The organism is Mesorhizobium sp. M1227, assembly GCF_040318315.1.
Taxonomy (GTDB): domain Bacteria; phylum Pseudomonadota; class Alphaproteobacteria; order Rhizobiales; family Rhizobiaceae; genus Mesorhizobium.
Window position 1 is genome coordinate 57162 of sequence record NZ_JAMYLZ010000015.1, and the last position, 22878, is coordinate 80039.

Here is a 22878-nt window from a genome sequence, read left to right on the forward strand (position 1 = left end):
TGCGAAAGGCAAGGCATCGACCAAGCCGGCCGGCCTCTACAATCGATTAATGAAAAGCGGCGCCGAAAAGACTTGCTTTTTGGAAAGTTTTGTTTTAGAACATAACGTGAACAAAAGGCTGAAACGATGAGAATGACCGGAAAGCTCGACTATCTGGAAATGCCGGCGACAGGCGGAACGCTGGACAGGGTGAAGGCTTTCTACAGCGCGGTCTTCTCGTGGTCGTTCACCGATTACGGGCCGACCTATTCAGCTTTTGTCGAAGGCTGGACGGCGGTTTTCAGGCGGATGGCGCAAGATGCGCCGGCCAAGCCGCTGCCCGTGCTCTATTCCGAAAGGCTGGAGGAAACATTGAGCGCCGTCGAGAGTGCCGGCGGCACCATCATCAAGCCGATCTTTTCATTCCCCGGCGGCAGGCGGTCCCATTTCGTCGATCCGGCCGGCAATGAAATGGCGGTGTGGGGTGAATATGTCCGTTCAAAGTGACGATTGCAAAACTGGTGAATCGGTCGCGCATAGTCATATGTCGGCATTGAGCTTTCTCCTGGCTCGTCCTATAAGGCCGCGCGCACAGCGGGCACGCTCCGGCTGTTGGGGCGTAGCCAAGTGGTAAGGCATCGGTTTTTGGTACCGACATTCCCAGGTTCGAATCCTGGCGCCCCAGCCAGTTCTCCAATTCTGACGATCCCCGAGTCGTAGTCTCAGTTGCAGACACCTTGGTCGCGGACTGGTATCTGCGGTATCTGTCCACAACAAATTGGTGTCTCCGGTAGAGAGCGCGATGCGACTGGCATCTTAGTTTAATGTCGGCTCAATTGGCCGGCAGTCAAATGCATCTTTGGGGAAAAGCAGTTTTTTATGCCACGGCTTGGCGTTAGATCTTATAGTTTAGGCTTTTATAATCAAAAACATCGGGTTTTTTGTCGCCTTTCCTCAAAAAAAGCCAGAGCATTTAACACCTCTATAGTATTACCAGCGCTTTAATGAAGTTCAATTTCTTTTTAACGACGGCGATCATGTTATCTTGTGAGTATATTTTTCGCCGCGACGTAAGAATCCTGCCGCCGATCAACCATTCTATCAGAGCCTGCAGGTATGTGATTTGGCGCTAATATACACCCTCTAGTAGGCAGACATCCGCGGGGCGCTATCGAATCAAAATGAGGGATTATGGATGGCAACTCTGCACTATGCATCGGGTGGTTCTGCCACCGAAATCGCAACCGCCGGCTTCAATCTGGCTGACGTTCAGTATGTTTCGCTGGTCGACGCATTGCCGGACGGCATGAAAGGCCTGGTCTATCTCAACGAGCATGAGGGCGTAACCGCATCCTTCATCGAGAAAATGACCCCCTTCCTCGGCAATCCGAATGTGTTTGGGTTCTATCTGGTTGACGAGCCCGATCCCACGGGCAGGTGGGGCACCTATGCAACCGCCGAGAACCTGAAGGCGGAATCCGACTGGATCCATGAGCATTTTCCAGGCGCCAAGACCTTCATCACCATGATGAACATGGGATCCCCGACCAATCCGGATTTTACCAACACCTACAATCCCGCCAACACGCATATCGACTATTTTGGAATAGACCCCTATCCGGTGCGCACGGGAACGGACACGGTCGACTACGACATGATCGACCGAGCCGTGGCTGCAGCGGTGAAATCCGGCATCCCGATCAGCAACATCGTTCCGGTCTATCAGGCCTTCGGCGGCGGTAACTGGGAGACTTCCGACGGCGGCAGACAGGTCATGCCCACCGCCGAACAGATGCAAATCATGATCGATCATTGGGCCAAGCTGGTTCCGTCACCTGCCTTCGACTACACCTACAAATGGGGAACGCAGAACGGCGACACCGCATTAGAGAGCTCTCCGGAACTACAAGCCGTTTTCCGGGAGCACAACCTCGCAACAACTGGGACCGAACCGCCTCCCGTCGACACAAGCGACACCTTGTATGGCACCAGCGGCGACGATGTGTTTCACGGCGCCGGCGGCCACACGATGATCGGCTATGGCGGCAATGACACCTATTATGTCGATGACATCCGCGACAAGGAGATCGAGGCGGCGGGCGGCGGTACCGACAAAGCATTCGCCTCCGTAAGTCATGCGCTTGCGGCCGGATCGGAAATCGAACTTCTCGCCACCAACAGCCCGTCCGGCACCACGGCGATCAATCTGACCGGCAATGCGTTTGCCCAGACTATCCAGGGCAATGCCGGTGCCAATGTCATCAACGGCGCCGGCGGGGCCGATACGTTGGTCGGCTATGGAGGCAATGACACCTACTATGTAGACAATGCCGGCGACAGGGTGTTCGAGGTGGTGGGCGGTGGTACAGACAAGGTGCTCGCCTCAGCAAGCTTTGCGCTTGTGCACTCGGCAGGCGCGCAGGTCGAACTTCTTGCTACCACCAATCCCTCCGGCACGGCAGCAATCAATCTCGTTGGCAACGAGTTCGCCCAGACGATCCAAGGCAATGCCGGTGCTAATTACATCAACGGTATGGGTGGCGCCGACACGCTGACCGGCTATGGTGGCAATGACACTTACCTCGTCGACAATGCTGGCGACAGGGTGATTGAAGTGGCCGGCGGCGGCGGCGACAGGGTATTTTCCTCGGTGAGCTATGCTCTTTCGGCCGGCTCGCAGGTCGAGCTTCTTGCCACCACAGGTCCTTCAGGTACGGGAGCAATCAATCTCACTGGCAACGAGTTTACCCAAGCCATCCAGGGCAATGCCGGCGCCAATGTCATCAATGGTGGCGGCGGTGCTGACATCTTGACCGGTAACGGAGGCAATGATGCCTTCGTGTTCAACAGCGCTCTTGGAGCCGGCAATATCGACAAGGTCACCGACTTCAACAAGCTCCAGGACAAGATCCAGCTCGACGACGCCGTTTTTGCCGGGCTTAAATTGGGCGGCCTTTCATCCGACGCTTTCTTTGCTGGCACGGCTGCGCATGATAGCTCCGACCATATCATCTACAACAGTTCAACAGGAGCGCTCTCTTTCGACAGCGACGGGATCGGTGGCGCAGCTCAAATACAGTTCGCCACTCTCTCTCCAGGTCTGTCGCTTACGGCAGGTTCGTTCCTTGTGATCTGAACGACCCGGAACGGCGGACCTTCAATTCGAGACGGTCCGCCGCCTTATCTTTGTTCAAGCACCCGATTTTCCAAGCAAAGTGACCGGTCTGAGTTGTGCTCTCCTCCTGGAGTGCAACGTCCCCTCCATAAAGGCTCACTCCAAAATGGAGTGGTATCGTCCTTGTCTTCGTGATCCTGCCTCTAGTCTAGAAGAAGCCGGGATGGTCTCATTGTCTGATTCAATGTCAATACTGAGATATGGGGATAGCCCGCCGGCGTCAAAAGCGCTCGAATGTCTGCAATTTGTCGCTGCCTTGACCTTGAGCAGAGATGCGGAGCTCGATTCAACTCACGACACTCAATTATGCGCTTGTGGTCGCAGAGGAGGGCAGCTTTCTGCGTGCCTCGCGACGCGCCGGGATCGATCACACCGCGCTCAGCAGGCGCATCCGCGATCTGGAATACGCGGTGGGTACGAGGATATTTCATCGCCATGCCCGCGGCGTCGGCCCAACCCCGGCCGGCGAGCGCTTCCTGGAGCGTCTGCGCTCCGTGCTGCTCGAGCTCGACAACACGCTCACACTGGCCAGGTCCGGCACCAGAGATGACCAACAAAAGCTTTCCATCGGCTCCAACGGGATCATTCTCGCCGGGCGGGCCTTGGATGCAATCATCGAGTTCGGGCAATCTCATCCCAATGTGACCGTCAGCTTGACAGAGAGTCCTTACCCTTCGCCTGAGGCTGCTCTGGGTGCCACTCAGGTTGACGTGGTCGTGACCTCCTCCTCCCGATTTACCGGCGGCGCATTCGAATTGACGCTGTGGAAAGACACTCTGGCTGTCGTCCTTGCCTCAAATCATTCTCTCGCAAGCCGTTCGGTGATCGAGTGGCACGAGTTGCACCAGGAAACGTTGCTGGTGCGCAGGGGCGAAGCATTTCAGATCGCCGACGCTGTTGGGCGCGGCGTGCAGCTTCCTCCAATCGTCGAACATCACGTCAGTGCCGGCATTCTTTTGCGCCTTGTCGGAAGCGGGCTTGGAGTTGCTTTGGTCCACGACGGAGATGCCAACAATATTCCTGAAGGTGTCGTCTGCCACAAGCTGCGGATCGGGGGCAAGCCAATCCAGATCTGCAATTTTGCACGTTGGCGACCGGACAATGCCAATCCTGCCCTGCCGATCTTCATTGCGTTCCTGCGTGATCGGTATTCGTCCTGACGGCTGTCCGACCGGCATACGCCCGGAACACTCGTCCCGGCTTCAGGCTTCCTCGGGCTTTGGCAAAGGCTCAGTCCGACGTCATGACCGGGTCAGCATCGGCGCTATCAGCTTTGCCGGATCGGCGACTATCTGTCCGGTCTCGCGGCCGAGCAATTCAGCATAGGCGACGAGATCGCGATGAACGGCGGCGGGCAGTTCGATCGTCATCTTGACCGGCCGGTCATGGCGGAGAGCATGGCGGGCCGTACTCGGTCAACCCGAAACTTCGGCAATGCGCACCAGATCGCTAAGCGCTGAACGGATTTGTGGCCAAGGAAATTCGGAGCATTCCTCCCATGTCTCGCCCTCGCGCAATACGGCATCCAGCTTGCCTGCCACACCCGCAAGAGTGGTGGCCGGCGTCGTCGAGAACGCTTCCAGCAGATCCGCCGCGCGTTCGCCAGCCTCGCGCTCGGCTCTGAGCGCAGCAGTGTAACCGGTCTCCTTGGCAGCCGCATTCCAGCGTGCCTGATACATCGCGAAATAAGCTTCGGCCTTTTCACGAAGCGCCATCTCCGGCTCTTTGCCGAGCACTTCGTTGAGCGCCTCGATGGAGTGGACCGTCACTTCCCGCCCCTTGGGCAGGCGGACGATCACACAAGGAAGGCCGACGCTCTCTAGGAGCCTCGTCTCCAGACGCTGCTGCCTACGGCAGAGCCGTTCGGTCCTCTTATGGGCTGTCTCCCATTCCCGCCAAAGTGCCAGCGCTGGGTCTGCCGGCATACTCGGTGCAGCTGGACTTCCGGCAAATACATTTTTCTCAACCACCAACGCCGTGGACGTGATCATCCCAGCCGCAAGCACTCGCCTGCGGGTGACGAAAGATAAAGTCGTGGTATTGTCGGAATCAGCCATGATCCGAGCTCCAAGCAGCTTGGGTTGTGGTCAGGCTGGGCACGGTGCGTCAACACCGCGCCTAGCCGCTTAAATGCAGATTAAGGTACAGCTTGAGCAGCAAATGCGCAACAGAAATCATCATAATATAGTGATTGCATGACGCCGATACAGTGTCGAATGGCTCGGGCGGCGCTGGACTGGGGAGTATTGGATCTAGCTCGGGAAGCGGGAGTCTCCACCCAAACGATAGTCCGCCTCGAACGCGGCGAGGCGCTTAAGCAAGCAACTGTCGATCGTATTTGTCACGCGCTCAAATCGGCCGGCATTGAGTTCATTCCGGAGAACGGTGGAGGTCCTGGCATTAGGCTGGCACGCCGATCTAACAACCGATGAACCATTACGGCCAAACGTCCCATTGGAATCAAACTGCGGCGAATCTCTTGCGACCGAGTGCCGCGTAGGACCCGATTTTCCCGAACATTTTGCGACAGAAATACCTCGCTGTCAGCTCCAGTGAAATGCGGACGCATCCCATGCGAACCTGAAAGCCGAGTTGGTGGGCAGGCATGCGGCTGCACCATGCAGGATACCCAAAGGCCGGCTGGCCAACGGGCAGGGTTTGGCACGTTTCCGGCCCTGCCCGCCCTCGGCCACCAAGGGCCGGCATGCCACATGCTCGTCAGCGTATGGCAGACAGGCAGGCCTGATTGCATCCTGTCACAATCTCATCGAAAACAGGATGGGCAAGTCGCGTCACGGCCACTGCCGCGGATTCTCGACCTTTACTCCGCCGCTCCGCGCTCAGCGCGACTGTTTAGGGCAATGAGGTTTTTTGCCCGGAACAGGCAATCCGGCTGCTCATTCCGATAGCGGTGTCCGATTTCCATGATGAGGATGGTCCCCGGCAAGAAGGCCAACGCGCTGAAGATGTCATCCCAGTCGATATCGCCCAGCCGAGCGGCATGTGCGGGTCACCTATACCCGGCGTTGCATCCTCCTGCGGAAGGTAGGTTCCGTGGAAGCCCTTCGGGCGCCCGAAGGAATCATGGACATGCAGGTGCCCCGCAACCGGCGCCATGGCCCGCAGCTGCTCGCGGAAGTTCAGGCCGCGATGGTTCGATTCACTAAAAGCGTGACTTAAATCGACGAGCGCCACCAGGTTCAGATGGCTAACCGCCTTTGCCGTCTGCGCAACCTCAGGGCCTTGGCAGCATCAATCTGGTAACGGTAGACCGCCGGGTCCGTGAGGTTCGATGAGACGACGCGGTGAGCCGTATAGCGGAAATCGAACTCCCTCGTCAGCGCGATAAGCCTCTCGGCTCTCTCGCGGACGACGCGACCACCGACCATGAGGTCGAGGGTCGTCAGTTCCAGTCCGACGGCTTCGACGCCCATATCGGCAAAGCTGCGAAAGTCCGCTTTAAGGCTCTCCATCTGCCATTGAAAGAGACTGAGTTAAAACCTGCGGCGATAATCTTGCTCATAAGCATTCCCAATGACGGGCGGCCAGGAATGCCAGGCCGGTCCGGATCGTTGTCAGATGAGATGGCAATTACAGAACCGATGCCATTCTCGAAACGAGCTTCGTTCACCCTAGGTGCGATCGAGCGGTCTACGCTATTGCCAGTGGGCTTACATTAACTCGGATCAGACCGCGACGACCTCGAGTCTCACGAAGCAGACTGCCTGCCCCGAACCTGGAAGCTCTCAAGAGCACCTCTCGTTCAGACAGACTTGATACTGAGAGCCCCCTTTCTCAAGCTAAACTATTACAGGTTCACGCAAATCACCTTGTCATCGTGGCGAATTCATCAGCCTCCAGAGCTGGAGGAACCGGCAAGATGCGCGGCATGAGGCAAATCAATTCGACCGCCGGAGGCCCTGCCGCTGCAGAGTTTCCGGGTTTGCGTTTCATTGCTGCGGCGTGCTCGCAGATCCCAGGAAAAGACCGGTGAAGTTCGCAACACGTTGAATTCTCGGCGACACGCAGAGGTTACAGCTCGCCTTTATGTACGCCGCAACGGCTCAGATCTGTCTGGGTTCGGTCCACTCGGCGCCCGAGAGGCGAAGATTTCGGGATCGAGGCGCTCGAGCCACTGCGCGCCAGACAAAGCTATCCGATCCGTGTCATACTGTCAGGCAAGACACTAGCAATTTGGGGGCCGCAGCAAATGAAAGAAGAGAACGACGTTCAGAAGTTGGTGCGCACGCTGCGGGCTCGAGCACCTGATGACGCGGCTGAATTGCTGGCCCGAGAATCTCCCGAGTTTATCCGCGACACACTAAAGCTGTTGCCGGACGGGCACGCCCGTAAGGTGGCCGAGCATTTGCCACCGCACATGCGGCCCATCAGGTCTCATGGCGGTGGCAAGGATTTCGCGGTCCCCGACTCGCTCGTCGAGCTGATGGACCCGATTCCCGCCAGCGTTCCTGTCGCGACGACGGTTGCCGCCGCGGTGGAAGCTGTCAGACGCGCCCAGGTGCCGACCGAGCTCACTTATCTCTATGTCACGGACGAGGGCAATAAACTGGTTGGCCTGGTGGTCCTGCGCGATCTGATGCTGAGCGAAGCGGACGCGACGGTGGATCAGATCATGCTGCCCAGGCCGTTCGCTCTTAATGTCGGTCTGTCTTTGAGCGAGGCCTGCAAGGCAGCAGTACGCCGTCAGTACCCTGTCTATCCCGTGGTGGACGCGGAGAACCGGCTGCTCGGGCAGGTTCGCGGCTGGCGCTTGTTCGAGCAGCAAATCATCGAGATTTCCGCCCAGTCTGGCCAGATGGTGGGTGTCCAGAAGGAGGAGCGTTCTTTTACGCCGCTGTTTTCAGCCTTCTTGAAGCGTCATCCGTGGCTGCAACTGAACCTGCTGACGGCCTTCATGGCCGCTTTCGTGGTCAGTTCATTCACAGGCACGATCGAGAAGATCGTCGCCCTGGCGGCGTTCCTCCCGGTCTTGGCCGGGCAGAGCGGAAACACCGGCTGCCAGGCACTGGCTATGACGCTGCGTGGCCTTGCCCTGGGGGATGTGGACAAACGACCGAAGCTGCACCTGGTGATGCGGGAGGGCGCGCTCGGGATCGCCAACGGCGTGCTCGTCGGTCTTGTGGCGGCTGCAGCGATGTGGTTCTACGCCTCGCGGCAACCGGAGTCGGCGGCCCAGGCGCCAATGCTGGCACTTGTGATCCTGCTCGCCATGTCCGGATCGTGCCTCATGTCCGGAATCTCCGGCGTGCTGATCCCGCTGGGCCTGCGCCGGGTCGGCGCCGATCCGGCGGTCGCCTCGGCGATCTTCCTCACCACCGTGACCGATATTGTAGGCATGGGCCTGATGCTGGGGCTGGCCACCATGCTCGTGCTGTAGCAAGACGCGTCCGGTGACGCGTCCCTGGGAGTCGGGGCGATAAGCTGACCTCGTCGCGTTCAACAAAATAGCAAGAGCCAGGCCGCATCGCGCACGTGTCGTGAGAAGCACCTTCCGGCAGCTCTCCGACCCCCTTGCGCAACGCGACGGAAGACCTTTGGATGAGCCGTGGGTGACCTTGAAGCCTCATTCGGTGACCAGATACGCGCAGAATCGCGCAAACAATATTAATCTTGTCGGCTGCGCGATCCGCCACTGATGATGATTTGAGTTAGTTGCCACTGGTGCCGAATACTTCAATTATGTACAGCAACGCTGAGAAGATGTTTTGACAACCAGCGCAGCCGAAACACGAATAAACCGATAGTTTGTTGCGCCGCTGCAACAGCTGCTGAGACTCGCATGGTCTGGTGACAGTTCAGTCGCCTTTTTCTTTGAGTCGTGCTAAATCCTTCGCACTAGTCGGGTTTGGGGTGGGTTCTCGGCATGCAATCTTCGTTTCGAACGATCTTCGGCTTCGCCGCAGCGCTGCTTTGTACCGGCGTATTGCCGGCCGGCGCACAAGGTCTTTTTACGGGCTATGATGATGCGTTTTCGGCCCGCATCGCCAGTCCGGCCGACAACGGAACGCTCGCCCAGTTCGTCACGGTTGCCGTCAACGCGGGACAATACGATCAGGCGATCTCTTCAATCGAGCAGTATCTGATCAAATATCCCCGCGATGCGCGCGCCCGACTGGCGGCCAGCCGATTGTACTATCATGTCGGCTCCTATGAATTGGCCCGGCGGCAGGTGCAGTACGGCATCGAAGTCGGCGGTCTGAGCGCAAGTGAGCAGCAGGAAGCCGTTCGCCTGCTCGCCCGCATCGAGCGCGCGTTGCGTGGCGTCACCTGGGAACTCGCCCTGACCGGCGGCGTGTTCAGCGCATTTACCGATTTTGAGCCCGGCGGGGCGCAGGACGACGACAGCTTCGTCTCGCCATATGGGCGGGCGGAAGGCTTTGTCCGGTGGGACCTCGGCACGCCAAGCGCCGACGCTCTCGTCCTTTCAGGCTCATTGACGGCGACACAGCGCTTTTTCACGGAAGACCTGTCGGTTCCAGGTAGCGAGAAGACCTTCATCCACGGCAACGCCGCAATCACCTGGGACAAGGGGCTGCCGAACAGTGGGATCGATTCGCTGCGCCTGCTGCTTTCGGCGTTCACAGTTACGGATCGTTTCGACAGCGATATCCACGAGACCGGCATCGGCGTCAGTGGGCGCTTTCTGGTGCGCCCGACGGTCGAAACGACGCTTTTCGCAGGCGGCGGCTACATCGATCTAAGCGCCTCGCAAGGCATTTTCGCCGATAGCAGGGTTTTCTATGAGGCGGGCGGCAGCTACCGCTTCCGCAATGGCCAGGCGCTCGGACTGCGGCTGGTCGGCTCGAATGACTTCGCCTCCGGATCTGGCGAAATCGGCCACAGCTACACGGGCGAGGTCCGCTATGGCGGCCTGTTGATGAACGTACCGGATCTTTTCGCATGGTCGCACCAGATCGCCTTTTCGGCCGGCCACAGCAACACTCCCGATCTGTCCGTCGGCATCGGCACAAATATCAAAAGCGACTTCTGGCGCATTGCCTCGGAAAGCGATTTTCAGCTGACGGAGGCGCAGAAGATCAGCGTCGATGTCGCCTATCGCCAAACCAACTTCGACATCGCCAACGGCGACCGAAAATCGTTCGAAATGCTCATGAGCTACACGTTGACGCTCAATTGAAAGAGGCCGCGATGAGGACCCCGTACCGTCAGATCGCCATTTTTGTCGCCTGCCTTGCCTTTGCGGCACCTTCCGCCGCTGAGACGGTCGGGTCGATGACGGCCTACCAGACCAACATCGTCCGCAACAACGGCGGGACAATGAACGTGGGGGCCGGCGTCGAACTCGGCGACCAGCTGCGCAGCAATCCCACCGGTCTTGGAATGCTGGTGTTCCGGGACGAATCGAGCGCCAAGATTGGTCCGAACACCAGCCTGACGATCGATGAATTCGTCTACAATCCGGGCTCCGGATCGGGAAAGATCGACATCGGGATGAACAGCGGCCTGGCCCGGTTCTATGGCGGCCAGGTTTCGAAAGGCGGCGTCATGCAGGTTGCGACGCCGCATATGGTGCTCGGAGCCAGAGGCGGCATCATCGAAGTGCTGGTGGCAGCCGGCCAGACCGTGGGCATTTTGCGCGCTGGCCGCATGACCTGCACGATCAATGGCAAACGGCTGGTCATCACAAACCCAGGCTACGCCTGCACATCGGAAGATGGCAAGCTGCTGACCGGCTACGGCGGAATCGACACCTTCCCGATATTGGACAGCATCGACCGGATTGCCGGCACCGGCCTGCCAGGCGAACCGGGTCCGGGACTGGATGTAAGCGCGCTTTGTGCGTCGGCACTCGGCGGCTCGCTCAAAATCTGCGACTCCACCGACGGCGCATTGCCAGGAGTGGTCATGGAGTTCCCCGACACCCCAACGCCACCCGTGGGCGGCGGCGTGAATAAGGGCGAGTGTGAGGGTGAGGGTTGCTGCAACTACTGCGAATAGGGCTGGCCGCACGACATGAGCCTCTTGGTCGGTTGGCGCTGGGCTGATTGGCGGCAAGCTGGCAGGCGCAAAGTATCCGGCCTTGTGGTCGTGCTCCTGCTGCTCGCTTGCCATTTGGCTTTTGACGGGCCGTTGTCGCGCCTGCGCGAACGCACGTACGACTTCTACCAGTTTCTCGCTCCGCGCCAGGCGACGAGCAATCCTGTCGTGATCGTCTCGATAGACGACGCCAGCCTCAAGGCACATGGGCGATGGCCCTGGAACCGAGGCCTCTTGGCCGATCTGGTCGATGGCATCACCAAATCCGGCGCCGCGGTCATCGGGCTTGCGCTGGTGCTGCCCGAGGCCGACACCTCGCCTGAGGGCATCGCCGGAGACAAGCGCCTGGCAGCGGCACTGGCCAAAAATCGAACGGCGCTTGCTGTCAGCCTGGGCAACGAGGCGACGGTTTCAGAAGCAGGGCCCAAAGCCGGCTGGTCGATCGTCGGACAGGTACCCGACACACTTCCCGGCTTCGCCGGCCTGACCGGCTCGCTTGGCGAATTCTCGAACGCCGCCGCGGGCCTCGGCGTAATTCGCACCTTGCCCGATCCCGACGGCGTACTGCGCCATGTGCCGCTGCTGTGGCTTCGCAATACCGCTCAAGGCGTGCAGCTGTGGCCGTCCTTCGCGCTCGAGCTTCTGCGCCTTTACGCCGGGCAGGACGGCTACATAGCCCGGATGAAGGCCGCCGGGTTCGACGCACTCAGGATGGCCGGCGCCATCGTGCCGCTCGAGCCGGAGGGGAGCATCCGCCTCTGGGAAACCGCCACCGATACGCCGCGTATATCTGCCAGCACTATCCTTTCGGGCGGCAGTGATCCGCGGCTGCGGGACGCCATCGCCATTGTCGATCTGTCGGCCGTGGGACTGACGCAGTACCTGCCCACCCCGACACGTCCAGCGCGACCAGGCGCGGACATCCACGCCGATGCAATCGCCCAGCTGCTTGCCGGGCAGTACCTAACAGAGCCGCCGCATGCGCGCACGGTGGAGCGGCTCTGGTTTGTCCTCAGTGCCGTCATTTTTATCGGACTTTCCGGAGTGCTCGCCGGGCGTGTCGTGCTTGGTGCCCTGGCTCTCGTGCTGCTTGCTGTCACGCCGTTCGTGTTCGGCGCTTTCGAATACAGCCTGCAGGGTGCACTCTATGACCCGCTGCAGCCGGCGCTTGCCACGATCCTGGTAGCCGGCTTCGAAGGCTATGTTCTCTACAGGCGCAGCGAGCAGCGCCGGTCCACCCTGGCACGGCAGTTCTCCCAGTATCTGTCGCCTTCCGTGGTGCAGCGCCTCGCAAGCTCAGACACCGAAGCGATCCTGTCCGGCGAGAAGCGCGAGATCACGATCCTGCTCAGCGACATACGCGGCTTCACGACGATGAGCGAACAACTCGATACCCAGGAAATCGCAAAGGTGGTCAACCACTTCCTTGGCATTGCGACCGATGAGATCCTCAAGCGCGACGGCACCATCGACAAGTTCATGGGCGATGCGGTGCTCGCTTTCTGGAACGCGCCGCTTGATCAGCCGGACCATCGCGAGCGCGCGCTCGACGCGGGCCTTGCCCTGATCGAACGGGTGAAGCGTGAAGACGCCGCCTTCAGCGCGGACGGCCACCCCTCCATTGCAATCGGCGTCGCCATCGAGACGGGCATTTGCTCGGTAGGCAATTTCGGCTCCGAACGGCGTTTCGATTACACCGCGATCGGCTCTCCGGTGAACCGCACGGCACGGCTCGAGTCGACGACCAAGAAGCTGGGCATCCCGCTGGTGCTTGGTCCCGGCTTTGCGGCAGGAGCATCGATGCCAGTCGTCCAGGCGGGCGCCTTTGACCTCCAGGGTTTCAAGGGCGAGGTGCCGGTTTTCACCGTTCCGGAGATGCAAGCTGCTCACCAAAGTATGAGCCGCGAAGAAGAGAGCCAACGTGGTGGGCAATCTGGCGCCCCTGCCGTGGTGGTTGGTTCGCCGCCATCCGTGCAAATGGCACCGCCTGATCTTGCACCCCGAACCCGAAGCACACGCTGACCGGATCCAGCGGATCGCAGGGGTGCCGACCTGCTTTGTGAACTAATACTGCTGGGGAGGCCAAGGTGTCATCAAACGGCCCTTTAATTGCGGGTGGCTGTCAATCCGGATCAGCGCGAGAGCCGATGAGACGCGTATAGACGGCGAAGGGATCCGTCGAGGTAACTCCGGCAATGATTGTCGAGGCCGCCGAATTTTCGAGCGAGAAGATAGGCCGTGTTATCCAGTTCACCACGAATGGCAGCACGGCTTCGTTGAGTTCGCCGCGCCATCATGTGGAGGCAGCGCGTGGTTCAGATTGTTTATCCTCGCCGCCGGATCATGCGCTCGAGATGTTTCCAAGAGCATCCAGCCGTAGCACTCCCCGAGCTGCCCTAACGAGAGAGTTCACTTGGGCCGGGATTACGGCCCTATGAACCTGACGCAATCGATGCAGCTGGCGCTGGCCTCATCGGGCGCGTGGGCGGTCTATCGACATCAATCGGTCGCCGCGGATGTTGGGATGCGCATGCGTCGGCGCACGTAGCGTCGATACGCCTTGGGCATGTGGGCATTGACAGTGACATGGCCGGAGCGACGTGTTTCAGACGCCGAGCAATTCCAAGGACTGAGCACCAGAACCGAACCTCCCGACGGAATTTCGCGAGCTCATTCCTCCCTCTCCTCCTTATCAAAAGGCCGCTCGCGAATTCGCTGGCGAGTATATCTCCGCTATGATATACATATATCACTCATGAGGATATACAAAATGCCGCTCTTCATTCGCGATCCCGACGTCGACGCCATGGCCGTCGAGCTGCAGCACATTACCAACGCGCGCAGCAAGACCGAGGCCGTCAGAACCGCCTTGCGCCACGAGATCGAGCGCAACCGCGGCAGCGTCCCGCTGCGCGAGAGACTTGCCAAAGTCAAGGAAATGGCGCGGCGGATCGGGCCGGCCAACCCTGATTTCGATATGAAGAAATTCACCGACCAAATGTGGAGCGACGACTGATGTTCGTCGATGCCTCGGTGATCGTTGCCATCCTGAACGAGGAACCTGGCGCGGAAGAACTGGAAAAGCGGCTCGCGGCCGCGACCAAGCCGCTGTATATCTCCCCGCTCGTGCGGTTCGAGGCAGTCCAGGGTCTCGCGCGAGCGTCGGCCGAAGCCATCAAAAAGAACGCCAAGCCCACGGCCGACATGCTGGCGCAAGCCCGTGATACCGTCGACGTCTTTTTGATCGAGATCGCCGGCAAGGAAATCATGATATCCGGCGATATCGGCGACCGGGCGATCGAAGCCAGCATGAAATACGGCAAAGCAGTCGGGCACAAAGCCGATCTCAATTTCGGCAATTGTTTTGCCTACGCTTGCGCGAAGGCTCACCGGCTCGCCCTGCTTTACAAGGGCAATGACTTTTCACAAACTGATCTCGCGTAGGGCTTTCCTGGCCTTGCATCGCGGCGCGAGAGCCGATGGGCCCTTTTGCATGCTTTGGGCCAATCGTCGTCTTTCATGGTTAAACGCAATATTACGAGGAACGTTCGCTGGAGCACTGGTTTTCTTCGGCACGATCACCGTCCAGGCACAGCGGGCAGACGGCATCTTCTGGGTGCTGCGATCGGGTGCGCCATGGCGCGATCTGCCCGAGCGCTACGGCCCACGCACCACCTGCTACAATTCGTTCGATGGCGGAAAGCAGGTGTGTGGGACCGCCTCATGCATGGCATCACCAAAGCCCATGATGCAACGGTGCAGATGATCGACACCTCCATTGTTCGCGTCCATCAGCAGGGTGCGATGGCAAAAAGCGGAATCGAGATCATTGTCTCGGTCGTTGCCGATGCGGGCTGACGACCAAAATCCATGCTCTTGTCGACGCCGAAGGCAGGCCGATCAAGCTGACGCTCACGGCAGGTCAAATGAGTGACATCGCCTACGCAGCGGACTTGATCAAGGATTTGCCCGAGGGTGCCATGCTGCTCGCCGACAACGGCTATGATGCCAGCACCTTGCGCAATGCCGTCACCGAGCAAAAGGCATGGCCAACATGCCGCCCAAGGCCACCGCAAGGACCCGATGTGCTTCAGCCCCCTCCTCTACAAGGCCCGCAACTTCGTCGAACGCTTCTTCACAAGGCCAAGCAGTTCCGTCGCATCGCAACTCGAGATGACAAGCTGGCAGAAAACTACCTTGCTGCCCTGAAACTCGTCTCAACTCGCATCTGGGCTACGCGGTGATGAGTCTACGTCCTAGCGTTTTGCGTGCCCTCCCCGGTTGTCATTCACCGCGCATCGTCGCCTGGAAGGTCGGCAGGTGCTTCTTCTGTGCCTCGAGCATTTTCTCGCGATAGACGCCATAGATGACGTCGGTGTCGTGCAGTGTGACGCCGGCAATTGTCGGCGAGGCAAAAACCGGCAGTTCGATGCCACGTTTCGAAAGCGCCTCGGCGGTGCGGGCGATCAGCTCATGCGCCAGGATCATGGCAAGCACGGTCGACGAACCGGAGACCGGCCGGCTCCAGCCCTCGACCGGCACGATGGCATCCTCGATCGGCGAGCAGGTGTCGATGACAAGGTCGGCGGCATCGGCAAGCCGTTTGCCGGAAGAGTGCGTCGCCGGCTTGTCGAGATTGTTCTTGCTGGTTATCGCAACGACGAAGATGCCGCGTTTTTTCGCATAGAGCGCGGTGTCGATGCCGGACGAATTGCGGCCGCTGTGGCCAAAGATGATGATCGAATCGCCTTTGTTCAGCGGCTGGTGGTCGAGGAATTTCTCGGCGTATTTCTCGGTCCGCTCCAGCCACAGAAGTTCGCGCACGCCGCCGGCGCCGAGCACGTTATGCCACATGACACGCGGGTCGGTCAGCGGATTGAAGCCGACATAGCTGCCGTAGCGCGGAAACACTTCCTGGACCGGCAACACCGAGTGGCCCGAGCCGTAAAGATGAACCAACCCCCCGCTCTCGAGCGTGTCGGCAAAGCGGCTGGCCGCTTCGCCAAAGGCTTCGGCATTGGCTTTCGAGGCCTGTTCGATGAGGGCGGCAAGGCGAGGTATGTAGAGATCGGACACGTCGGTACTCCTGTTATGTGTCGGCTTCGGTAATGGCTCAGCTTCTTGCGGTTGGCGCGGCGCGACCGGCACGCAGCGTCGAGCGGATTTCGTAGCGGTCGCCCCGCATGACCGAGACGGTGAATTCGAACGGCCCACGCTCGTCGGTGGTGATGCGCTCGACCACGAAAGCGGGGCTCCCCGCAGGCAGATCGAGCAACTCGGCATCTGCCGTCCCGACCGCGCCAACACGGTAGTTTTCGCGCGCCGCTACCGGCACGATGCCGTAATGGCGTTCCAACGCTTCGTAGAGCGAGCCCTGCAACAGGCCGGCATCGAGAAAGCCCGGCACGCGCGCGGCCGAGAGTTGCGCAGTCTGAATACCGATCGGTTCGTTGTTGCCGAGCCTGAGCCGCCGGATGCGCACCACCGGATCGCCCTCCTCGATCTCCAGCGCTCCGGCCACGGCGGCATTGGCGGTGGTCAGGCTGCAGTCGAGCAATCGCGAGCCGGCGACCACGCCCATATTGCCCATTTCCTGCGTGAAGCTGGTGAGTTCGCGGGTGCCGGCGACCAGCGTGGTGGAGCGCACGAAGGTGCCACGGCCATGTTCGCGCCTGAGCAGTCCGTGCTCCTCAAGATTACGCAGCGCGTGGCGCAGCGTGATGCGGCTCACCCCGAATAGGGCGCACAGTCTGTCTTCGGCCGGAATCTGGTGGCCGGTCGCCCACTCGCCACTTTTCACGACGGCGCGGATGGCCTCTTCCACCTGATACCAGAGCGGCTCGGGCCTTCGGCGGTCGGGCAGCTGGAAGCTAACTTGGCTCATCTTATCTGCCTCCACTGTGCTCCGGCGAGACCGGCCAGCGAGGCGCCGACGAGACCGGCGCGGGAGCCAAATTCGCCGGACCGCAGCACGACATCGCGCAGATGCGGCGGCAGCTGACGCCGCAATGCCGCAAGCAGCCTCGGTCCAACGACGTCCAGCGCATCGGCAAGCCCGCCGGAAATCAGCACCGCCTGGGTGTCAAGCAGCGCGACCGCACCCGCCAAGGCAGTACCCAGCCGGCGCGCCGGCAGCTCCAATGCGTCAAGGGCGGCCGTCTTGCCACCCCGGGCCGCCTCGACCAGCCTGCCGCCATTGGCAAGCCCGATCTGGCGCGCCGCGGCGTCGAATGCCCGCCCGGAAGCGAAGCGCTCCAGCCAGCCGCTGCGGTCGTCGCCTTCATCCTCGATGTCGGCGCAGGCCCAGCCGAATGAGCAAGCGCCGCCACGTACGCCGGCGACGATGTGGTTATTGGCCAGAACGGCGGAGCCGATACCGGTGCCGATCGCCAGCAGGATGGCATCGGACAGGTCTTTTGCGGCACCTTCGACCGCTTCGGCCAGCATGGCGACCTGCGCGTCATTGCCAACGGCAACGCGCAGACGAGGAAACAAGGCCGCGATGTCGATGCCGTCGAGATAGGGCAGGTTCGGAATCCAGCGGCAGACCGAGCCCTCGACAAGCCCCGGCACCGCTAAGCCAAGTGCCTCGACCGGACCGGCCTCGGCGCGCAACGCACCGACGCGGGCGACGAAGGCATCAAGACTTGCTGGTGCGGGCTCGCGGCTGAGCATCTCCAGCCAGCGAACATCGCCGGTATGGATAGCGGCGCGCAAGTTGGTGCCGCCAAGATCGATGGCCAGAACGCGTGTCATCGAGAGCGACTCCGACTGGCTGCCGCCCGGTCCTCGGAGCGCCAGGTCCACGACGCCACGGCGTCGTCGGCTCTGGTCGGCAGTGCGGTACAGACTCCGGTGCACGCGGCGCCAAAGCCGATCGGGCTGAGCGCAGCGTGTCGATGAACCATGCTTCGTCTCCCATTCGACATCGGCATCCTTTGCAAGCGGCGCCCGGCAGCCGAGAGGCTGCCTGTCTCCGCCGCGGCAACGAAAAGCAGCTCAGTGTCATTATAACGACATGACTTCGATCGCAAGAAGTTTTGGGGGATAGCCAGCAGTGAGAAACAGCTCGAGCCATCGCACTTAAACTCCTGTTTATTATCTGTGATCTCCCTTCACAAAATCGGAGTAAGAAAACGCCGCAACGCCGGCAGGAGCTCTCCACGAAGATAGCGCTTGCATCGTTGCTTCTGGTTGTCATAACGTCATGGACATCGCTGTGTGGCTATGCGGAGGGTCGGATGTCTTTGGCTTGGATTTTGAAACTGGCACTTGCTGCAGGGTTGTTGGCCTCGCCCACCATTGGTTGGGCCCAATCGGTCAACATCTCCTATCTGACCCACTGGTCGCCCGAAACGGTCGCTTTGCTGGACGCCGCGGCCAAGGACTACGCCAAGAGCAATCCCGATGTGACCGTCACCGTGCGCGCCGTCCCCTTCGGCGATCTCCTGACGACGCTGCGTTCCCAGGGCGGCAGCTCGGACGGGCCGACGATCGGCGGCATCTATGATTTGTGGCTGCCCGAGCTGGCGCGAGACAAGCTGGTCGCGCCGGCCCCCGATGCGATTGCCGGCGAGGTCAAGAGTGCGTGGCCGGCCGGTGTCGTCAGTGCGGCCTCTGTTGGCGCCACGCTTTACGGCATTCCAAACGAGATCGACGTCTACGCGCTGAACTACAACAAGGAGATGTTCAAACGGGCAGGCATCACAGCCGCGCCGAAGACCTGGTCCGAATTGAAGGATGCGGCGCAGAAGCTGACCAGGAAAGATGCCGGCCAGCAAGGCTTCGGCATGATCAATTCCTGGGCGGCGGGCGTCGTCCATCCCTTCGCCTCGCTGCTGGTCTCCAATGGCGGCGAGCTGGTCAAGGACGGCAAACCGATGCTCGACAGTCCTCAAGCCGGTGAGACTTTCCAGCTTTACGAGGACCTGATCAAGTCCGGCGCCAGCGATCCGGCGATGGCCACGGCCGACGCCAACACAACCGGCCCCTTCCTAGACAATTTCGTCTCCGGCAAGACCGGCATGATCATCATGGCCAACTGGTGGGAAAGCGCATTGAAGAGCGGCATGGGCGACAAGTTCTCCAATATCGCCACCGCACCCATCCCGGTCGGTCCGAGCGGCGACAAGCCGCACTCGATCTCCTATTCATGGATGACCGTCGTCAACGCCAATGCCGGTCAGGCCGAGCAAAAAGCGGCATGGGATTTCCTGGTATGGCTGAACAGTCCGAAGTCCGGCAAGAACGGCGCATCGGCAATGTCGGATATTCTGATGTCGATGGGCATCCTGCCGACGCGGACCTCCGACATCGAAGCCCATAAGGACAAGCTCGGTTCCGAGTTCCTGTCCGGCTATGTCAGCGTGCTTGCTGACGCCAAGCCCTTCCCTGTCGTCCCGGGCGGCCAGGAGTTCAGCGAATCGCTGCAGCAGACGCTCGAGGCGTTGCAGTATGGGCAGCTCTCGGCCAAGGATGCGCAGGCGAACGCGCAGGCCGATGCCGTCTCGATCCTGGAGCGTGCCGCCAAATAGCGAAGGCGCTGTTTCGAGAGCCCGACGCTTTGGAAGCAGAGCGATGATCAAGAGCTATCGTGCCTCGGTGGGCATCATGCTGGCGCCCGCCGTGACACTGATTGGCGTTTTCATCCTGCTGCCGATGCTGCTCACCATCTGGCTGTCATTCCAGGACTGGTCGACGCAGACGCCTTTTTCCAATGCGAGCTTCATCGGCTTCGACAATTTTCGCGAAATATTCGGGCCGACCTCGGTCGGGCGGGATTTCAAGCGAGCGCTGCTCAACACCGCCATCTACACGGCATTGTCGGTGATGCTCATCCTGCCCCTTTCGGTAGTGTTCGGCTTGATGGTCCACCAGCGCGATGTCGAAGGCGGTACGGCGCTGCGGACCGTGTTGTTTTCCACCTACATGGTGCCGATGATCGCCGTGACGCTGGTCTGGTCGAAGCTCTATTCGCCGAGCGAGGGGCCGCTCAACCAGGTGCTCGGTCTCGCCGGCATCGGCCCGCAACTCTGGTTGTCCTCGCCAAGATCGGCGTTGATCTCGATCGTCGTCCTCAATGTCTGGCAGCAGATCGGCTATTTTACGGTGCTGGCCGTTGCCGGGCTGACCCAGATCCCAGGCAGTCTTTACGAGGCGGCGACGCTTGACGGCGCCAACCGGCGCGAACAGTTCCGCTTCATCACCTTGCCGCTATTGAGCCGCACGCTCTTGTTCAGCGCCGTCATTGCCATCATCAACGCCGTGCAAGTGTTCGAGCCGGTGGCGCTGATCACCCAAGGCGGGCCGGTCGGCTCGACCAACGTGCTGACCTACCATATCCGCCGAGTCGGCATCGAGCGGGCACAAGGCGGGCTGGGCTCGGCCATGGCAGTGATGCTGATGCTGTCGCTGATCGTCATTGTGTGTGCGCTGTTTGCATTCGCCAACCGGAAGGATGACGAATGAGCGCGCCGGGCCGCTCAGCATCGAGCCGGTTGGCGCGCAAACGCCTGGCGGGCCGCAGAGCACTGCTCGCCACGCTGATGCTGCTGGTTGCCGTGGCCTCCGCCTTCCCGCTGTTGTGGATGGTGCTCTCCAGCCTGAAAACGCCGGCCGAAACCATGCAGGTGCCGCCGGTGTGGATACCGCGCACGCCGACCCTCGAAGCGTACGAGAAAGTGTCCGGCGTCATCAATGTCGGTCGCTCGATGTGGAATTCGCTCGTGATCGCCACGATCACCACCGCCGGCATTCTGGTCACCAGCATGATGGCTGGTTACGCCTTCGCCAAGCATCACTTTCCCGGCCGCTCACTGCTGTTTTCGGTGCTGATCGCCACCATGTTCCTGCCGCCGATCGTCACGCTGATCCCGCTTTACCGTCTCGTCGGATCAATCGGCCTGAACGCCAGCCTTGCCGGTATTATCGTGCCCAATCTCGCCAATGCGTTTGGCATTTTCCTGATGCGCCAGTTTATAGCCGGCGTGCCCGACGATCTGATCGACGCAGCGCGGATGGATGGGGCGTCGGAACTCCTGATCCTGTTCAAGATCGTCGCGCCGAGCGTGGCGCCGGCAATCGCGGCACTGGCGCTGTTTGCCTTCGTCTATCACTGGAATAGCTATCTCTGGCCGCTGACCGTTCTACAGGGCAATGCACACGAATATCCGATCGTCATCAGCCTTAGTCGCCTGCTCAGCTACAACAGAGGCGCTCTCAACACGGGACTGGTGATGGCTGGCGCGACGCTTGCCGTGCTCCCGCCACTGGTGCTCTTCGTCTTCCTGCAGCGCTTCTTTGTGGATTCGATCGTCGGCCCGGCGGTCAAGGGATAGCGTGGGCGGCACTGCCGGCATCCGTCTGGCTGTCATCGGGACGCGCTGGTGCGCTGAACGGAGCTAAGCAGATGACCGCGTTCTGAGAGCCATCAGTTCATCAGTACAACTGGCCGCGAATGCCTCCACCACGTTAGCTGCAACTAGTGAATCGCACGCTTGGTACCCGCCCCAGGCCGTTTTCACAGCTCCCAGAAAAGCGGCGCGGCCCTGCTCGTTTGCAGACGTTCGGAAGGTCACGGGAAGGTAGTGATTGGACCCTGCGTTTAACGGTGACCTGCCTCATCTCGGGAAACTAGCCCCGATCGAGGAATTTGCGCCCCCGCGAGAAGCTCTCGCTCGAATAGTTGCTCGAACTCATGCGACGCGAGCTGGGTCAGAGCAGGACCGCGATCTTCAGCTGTTCGCTTCGCCCCGCTGCGGCTATTCCGCGCGAGGGCGTCGGCTTCGTTGATCTGGTTAGGGTTCTTTCTTCCGCAGGTCCTTTACAACATCGAGAAAAGCCCGCAGGGCGGGCGGCACGGCTCGATGTCCGGGGTAGTAGACCGCAACTTCTTCCGGTGCTGGCGTCCACGCGGTCAGGACCTTGCGTAGCCGGCCATCGGACAACGCGGCTTCGGCGGCCCAATCCGCCACATAGGCGATGCCCAGACCCTCTATTGCGGCTTCGACCATCAGTTCCTCGTCATCAAGGACGATGGGGCCGTTTGCCCCGATCACCAGTTCCTGGCCTGCGCGTTCGAACTCCCATCGATAGAGCTTGCCGCTGGGCATACGGTGGCCGATGCAATGGTGGCGTTGCAATTCCTCGGGCGTTCCCGGCTCCCCGAAGCGATCGAGATAGGCGGGTGACCCGATACAGATGAACGTCAACGCGCGTGCAAACGGCACGGCGATCATGTCTTTGGGAATTGATGTGATGAGGCGCGCGCCGGCATCGAACCCGCTGGACACGATATCGATGAGCCGTCCCTCGACGACGATGTCCACGGTCACGTCCGGATGGCGCTCCGCCATCTGCGGAAGAACCGCGCGAACGAGAAGCCCGGCCACCAATCGCGGTGCGTTGATGCGGACCGTTCCTGCGACATTGCCCCGGAACCCCGCGACGCTGTCGAGCGCCTCGTCCAGCGAGGCGAGCGCCGGCTGAAGACGGTCGAGCAACCGGAACCCGGCTTCTGTCGGCGAGACGCTGCGTGTGGTGCGGTTCAGAAGTCGCACGCCCATGCGTTCCTCGAGCGCACGCATCGCATGGCTCAATGTGGAAGGTGCCGTGCCGATCTCGTCCGCTGCGCGGCGGAAGCTACGGTATGTGGCAACGGCGACGAAGGCGGTGAGATCGTTGAGCGACGGGCGGGGCATTGATGG

20 protein-coding genes, 1 tRNA gene and 3 pseudogenes are annotated in these 22878 nt (G+C 60.6%); 17 read left to right on the forward strand and 7 right to left on the reverse strand.

Annotated elements, in window-relative coordinates; translation table 11 throughout:
• The first annotated feature begins 126 nt into the window (after nt 1-126).
• The 4 genes from NKH28_RS18675 (at nt 127) to NKH28_RS18690 (ending at nt 4314) form a co-directional block, all read left to right on the forward strand.
• Complete coding sequence (locus NKH28_RS18675) at nt 127-486, forward strand: VOC family protein (protein WP_352979982.1); 360 nt, start codon at nt 127-129, stop codon at nt 484-486.
• A gap of 106 nt (nt 487-592) precedes the next feature.
• A tRNA-Gln gene (locus NKH28_RS18680) sits at nt 593-667 on the forward strand.
• A gap of 507 nt (nt 668-1174) precedes the next feature.
• A complete protein-coding gene (locus NKH28_RS18685; protein ID WP_352979984.1) occupies nt 1175-3115 on the forward strand; it encodes a calcium-binding protein in 1941 nt (646 codons plus the stop codon).
• Between the two features lie 311 nt (nt 3116-3426).
• Entirely contained in the window at nt 3427-4314 is an 888-nt protein-coding gene (locus NKH28_RS18690; RefSeq protein ID WP_352979986.1) for a LysR family transcriptional regulator, read from the forward strand.
• An 81-nt stretch (nt 4315-4395) separates the two neighbouring features.
• Here the strand turns inward: NKH28_RS18690 and NKH28_RS18695 are convergent, their stop codons facing one another.
• Together NKH28_RS18695 and NKH28_RS18700 are read right to left on the reverse strand one after the other, a co-directional pair.
• Complete coding sequence (locus tag NKH28_RS18695) at nt 4396-4524, reverse strand: DUF2274 domain-containing protein (protein WP_502906636.1); 129 nt, start codon at nt 4522-4524, stop codon at nt 4396-4398.
• A 45-nt stretch (nt 4525-4569) separates the two neighbouring features.
• Nucleotides 4570-5211, reverse strand: coding sequence for a hypothetical protein (locus NKH28_RS18700; protein ID WP_352979988.1), 642 nt, complete (start codon nt 5209-5211; stop codon nt 4570-4572).
• A gap of 159 nt (nt 5212-5370) precedes the next feature.
• Between NKH28_RS18700 and NKH28_RS18705 the strand changes: the two genes are divergently transcribed.
• Nucleotides 5371-5586 carry a helix-turn-helix domain-containing protein gene (locus NKH28_RS18705; RefSeq protein WP_502906640.1) on the forward strand — a complete coding sequence of 72 codons (216 nt, stop codon included), beginning with the start codon at nt 5371-5373 and terminating at the stop codon, nt 5584-5586.
• Nucleotides 5587-5975: 389 nt separating this feature from the next.
• Here NKH28_RS18705 and NKH28_RS18710 read toward each other — a convergent pair.
• Nucleotides 5976-6677: pseudogene (locus tag NKH28_RS18710) on the reverse strand (TIM barrel protein).
• Nucleotides 6678-7364: 687 nt separating this feature from the next.
• On the opposite strand from NKH28_RS18710, the gene NKH28_RS18715 reads away from it, so the two are divergent.
• The 9 genes and pseudogenes from NKH28_RS18715 to NKH28_RS18755 form a co-directional block, all read left to right on the forward strand.
• Entirely contained in the window at nt 7365-8552 is a 1188-nt protein-coding gene (locus NKH28_RS18715) for a magnesium transporter (RefSeq protein WP_352979992.1), read from the forward strand.
• Between the two features lie 486 nt (nt 8553-9038).
• Nucleotides 9039-10313, forward strand: a complete 1275-nt coding sequence (locus tag NKH28_RS18720; RefSeq protein WP_352979994.1) for a tetratricopeptide repeat protein — start codon at nt 9039-9041, stop codon at nt 10311-10313.
• On the forward strand, nt 10310-11134 hold the full coding sequence (locus NKH28_RS18725; protein WP_352818467.1) for a FecR family protein: 825 nt from the start codon (nt 10310-10312) through the stop codon (nt 11132-11134). The genes NKH28_RS18720 and NKH28_RS18725 overlap by 4 nt, the downstream gene beginning before the upstream one ends.
• Nucleotides 11135-11149: 15 nt before the next feature.
• Entirely contained in the window at nt 11150-13195 is a 2046-nt protein-coding gene (locus NKH28_RS18730; RefSeq protein WP_352979996.1) for a CHASE2 domain-containing protein, read from the forward strand.
• Nucleotides 13196-13943: 748 nt separating this feature from the next.
• Nucleotides 13944-14189, forward strand: a complete 246-nt coding sequence (locus NKH28_RS18735; protein ID WP_023678723.1) for a type II toxin-antitoxin system VapB family antitoxin — start codon at nt 13944-13946, stop codon at nt 14187-14189.
• Nucleotides 14189-14617 (forward strand): type II toxin-antitoxin system VapC family toxin, encoded by a 429-nt coding sequence (locus NKH28_RS18740; RefSeq protein ID WP_352979998.1) that lies wholly within the window; start codon nt 14189-14191, stop codon nt 14615-14617. The genes NKH28_RS18735 and NKH28_RS18740 overlap by 1 nt, the downstream gene beginning before the upstream one ends.
• A 157-nt stretch (nt 14618-14774) precedes the next feature.
• Nucleotides 14775-14867 (forward strand): annotated as a pseudogene (locus tag NKH28_RS34485) (transposase); the annotation flags it as partial.
• A gap of 29 nt (nt 14868-14896) precedes the next feature.
• Entirely contained in the window at nt 14897-15031 is a 135-nt protein-coding gene (locus tag NKH28_RS18750) for a hypothetical protein (protein WP_352980035.1), read from the forward strand.
• Nucleotides 15004-15417, forward strand: a pseudogene (locus tag NKH28_RS18755) (transposase); the annotation flags it as partial. The gene NKH28_RS18750 and the pseudogene NKH28_RS18755, both read left to right, overlap by 28 nt.
• Nucleotides 15418-15457: 40 nt before the next feature.
• On the opposite strand, the gene NKH28_RS18760 reads toward NKH28_RS18755, so the two are convergent.
• From NKH28_RS18760 to NKH28_RS18770, 3 genes are read right to left on the reverse strand one after another with little or no spacing between them, the layout of a single operon-like run.
• Nucleotides 15458-16249, reverse strand: coding sequence for a sugar isomerase domain-containing protein (locus NKH28_RS18760; RefSeq protein ID WP_023722251.1), 792 nt, complete (start codon nt 16247-16249; stop codon nt 15458-15460).
• 37 nt (nt 16250-16286) lie between these two features.
• Nucleotides 16287-17057, reverse strand: coding sequence for a GntR family transcriptional regulator (locus tag NKH28_RS18765; protein ID WP_352475026.1), 771 nt, complete (start codon nt 17055-17057; stop codon nt 16287-16289).
• The gene (locus NKH28_RS18770) at nt 17054-17929 is read right to left on the reverse strand and encodes an ROK family protein (RefSeq protein WP_352980002.1); all 876 of its coding nucleotides are present in this window, start codon (nt 17927-17929) and stop codon (nt 17054-17056) included. The genes NKH28_RS18765 and NKH28_RS18770 overlap by 4 nt, the downstream gene beginning before the upstream one ends.
• A 485-nt stretch (nt 17930-18414) precedes the next feature.
• Between NKH28_RS18770 and NKH28_RS18775 the strand changes: the two genes are divergently transcribed.
• Genes NKH28_RS18775 through NKH28_RS18785 form a run of 3 tightly spaced genes read left to right on the forward strand, consistent with a single transcriptional unit; the run spans nt 18415 to nt 21510 of the window.
• Nucleotides 18415-19707: an ABC transporter substrate-binding protein gene (locus tag NKH28_RS18775; protein ID WP_352980004.1), complete on the forward strand. Its 1293-nt coding sequence runs from the start codon at nt 18415-18417 to the stop codon at nt 19705-19707.
• A gap of 43 nt (nt 19708-19750) precedes the next feature.
• Nucleotides 19751-20641, forward strand: coding sequence for a carbohydrate ABC transporter permease (locus NKH28_RS18780; protein WP_352923501.1), 891 nt, complete (start codon nt 19751-19753; stop codon nt 20639-20641).
• Nucleotides 20638-21510 (forward strand): carbohydrate ABC transporter permease, encoded by an 873-nt coding sequence (locus NKH28_RS18785; protein WP_352503540.1) that lies wholly within the window; start codon nt 20638-20640, stop codon nt 21508-21510. Before NKH28_RS18780 ends, NKH28_RS18785 begins: the two co-directional genes overlap by 4 nt.
• A 459-nt stretch (nt 21511-21969) precedes the next feature.
• On the opposite strand, the gene NKH28_RS18790 is transcribed toward NKH28_RS18785, so the two are convergent.
• Nucleotides 21970-22872, reverse strand: coding sequence for a LysR family transcriptional regulator (locus tag NKH28_RS18790; RefSeq protein WP_352980006.1), 903 nt, complete (start codon nt 22870-22872; stop codon nt 21970-21972).
• Between the last annotated feature and the right edge of the window lie 6 nt (nt 22873-22878).

Bases quoted from the DNA above. Each gene is read 5' to 3' on its own strand.
- NKH28_RS18675 (WP_352979982.1), top strand. From the start codon at position 127: ATGAGAATGACCGGAAAGCTCGACTATCTGGAAATGCCGGCGACAGGC.
- NKH28_RS18685 (WP_352979984.1), top strand. From the start codon at position 1,175: ATGGCAACTCTGCACTATGCATCGGGTGGTTCTGCCACCGAAATCGCA.
- NKH28_RS18690 (WP_352979986.1), top strand. From the start codon at position 3,427: ATGCGGAGCTCGATTCAACTCACGACACTCAATTATGCGCTTGTGGTC.
- NKH28_RS18695 (WP_502906636.1), bottom strand. From the start codon at position 4,524: ATGACGATCGAACTGCCCGCCGCCGTTCATCGCGATCTCGTCGCCTAT.
- NKH28_RS18700 (WP_352979988.1), bottom strand. From the start codon at position 5,211: ATGGCTGATTCCGACAATACCACGACTTTATCTTTCGTCACCCGCAGG.
- NKH28_RS18705 (WP_502906640.1), top strand. From the start codon at position 5,371: ATGGCTCGGGCGGCGCTGGACTGGGGAGTATTGGATCTAGCTCGGGAA.
- NKH28_RS18715 (WP_352979992.1), top strand. From the start codon at position 7,365: ATGAAAGAAGAGAACGACGTTCAGAAGTTGGTGCGCACGCTGCGGGCT.
- NKH28_RS18720 (WP_352979994.1), top strand. From the start codon at position 9,039: ATGCAATCTTCGTTTCGAACGATCTTCGGCTTCGCCGCAGCGCTGCTT.
- NKH28_RS18730 (WP_352979996.1), top strand. From the start codon at position 11,150: ATGAGCCTCTTGGTCGGTTGGCGCTGGGCTGATTGGCGGCAAGCTGGC.
- NKH28_RS18735 (WP_023678723.1), top strand. From the start codon at position 13,944: ATGCCGCTCTTCATTCGCGATCCCGACGTCGACGCCATGGCCGTCGAG.
- NKH28_RS18740 (WP_352979998.1), top strand. From the start codon at position 14,189: ATGTTCGTCGATGCCTCGGTGATCGTTGCCATCCTGAACGAGGAACCT.
- NKH28_RS18750 (WP_352980035.1), top strand. From the start codon at position 14,897: ATGCATGGCATCACCAAAGCCCATGATGCAACGGTGCAGATGATCGAC.
- NKH28_RS18765 (WP_352475026.1), bottom strand. From the start codon at position 17,057: ATGAGCCAAGTTAGCTTCCAGCTGCCCGACCGCCGAAGGCCCGAGCCG.
- NKH28_RS18770 (WP_352980002.1), bottom strand. From the start codon at position 17,929: ATGACACGCGTTCTGGCCATCGATCTTGGCGGCACCAACTTGCGCGCC.
- NKH28_RS18775 (WP_352980004.1), top strand. From the start codon at position 18,415: ATGTCTTTGGCTTGGATTTTGAAACTGGCACTTGCTGCAGGGTTGTTG.
- NKH28_RS18780 (WP_352923501.1), top strand. From the start codon at position 19,751: ATGATCAAGAGCTATCGTGCCTCGGTGGGCATCATGCTGGCGCCCGCC.
- NKH28_RS18785 (WP_352503540.1), top strand. From the start codon at position 20,638: ATGAGCGCGCCGGGCCGCTCAGCATCGAGCCGGTTGGCGCGCAAACGC.
- NKH28_RS18790 (WP_352980006.1), bottom strand. From the start codon at position 22,872: ATGCCCCGCCCGTCGCTCAACGATCTCACCGCCTTCGTCGCCGTTGCC.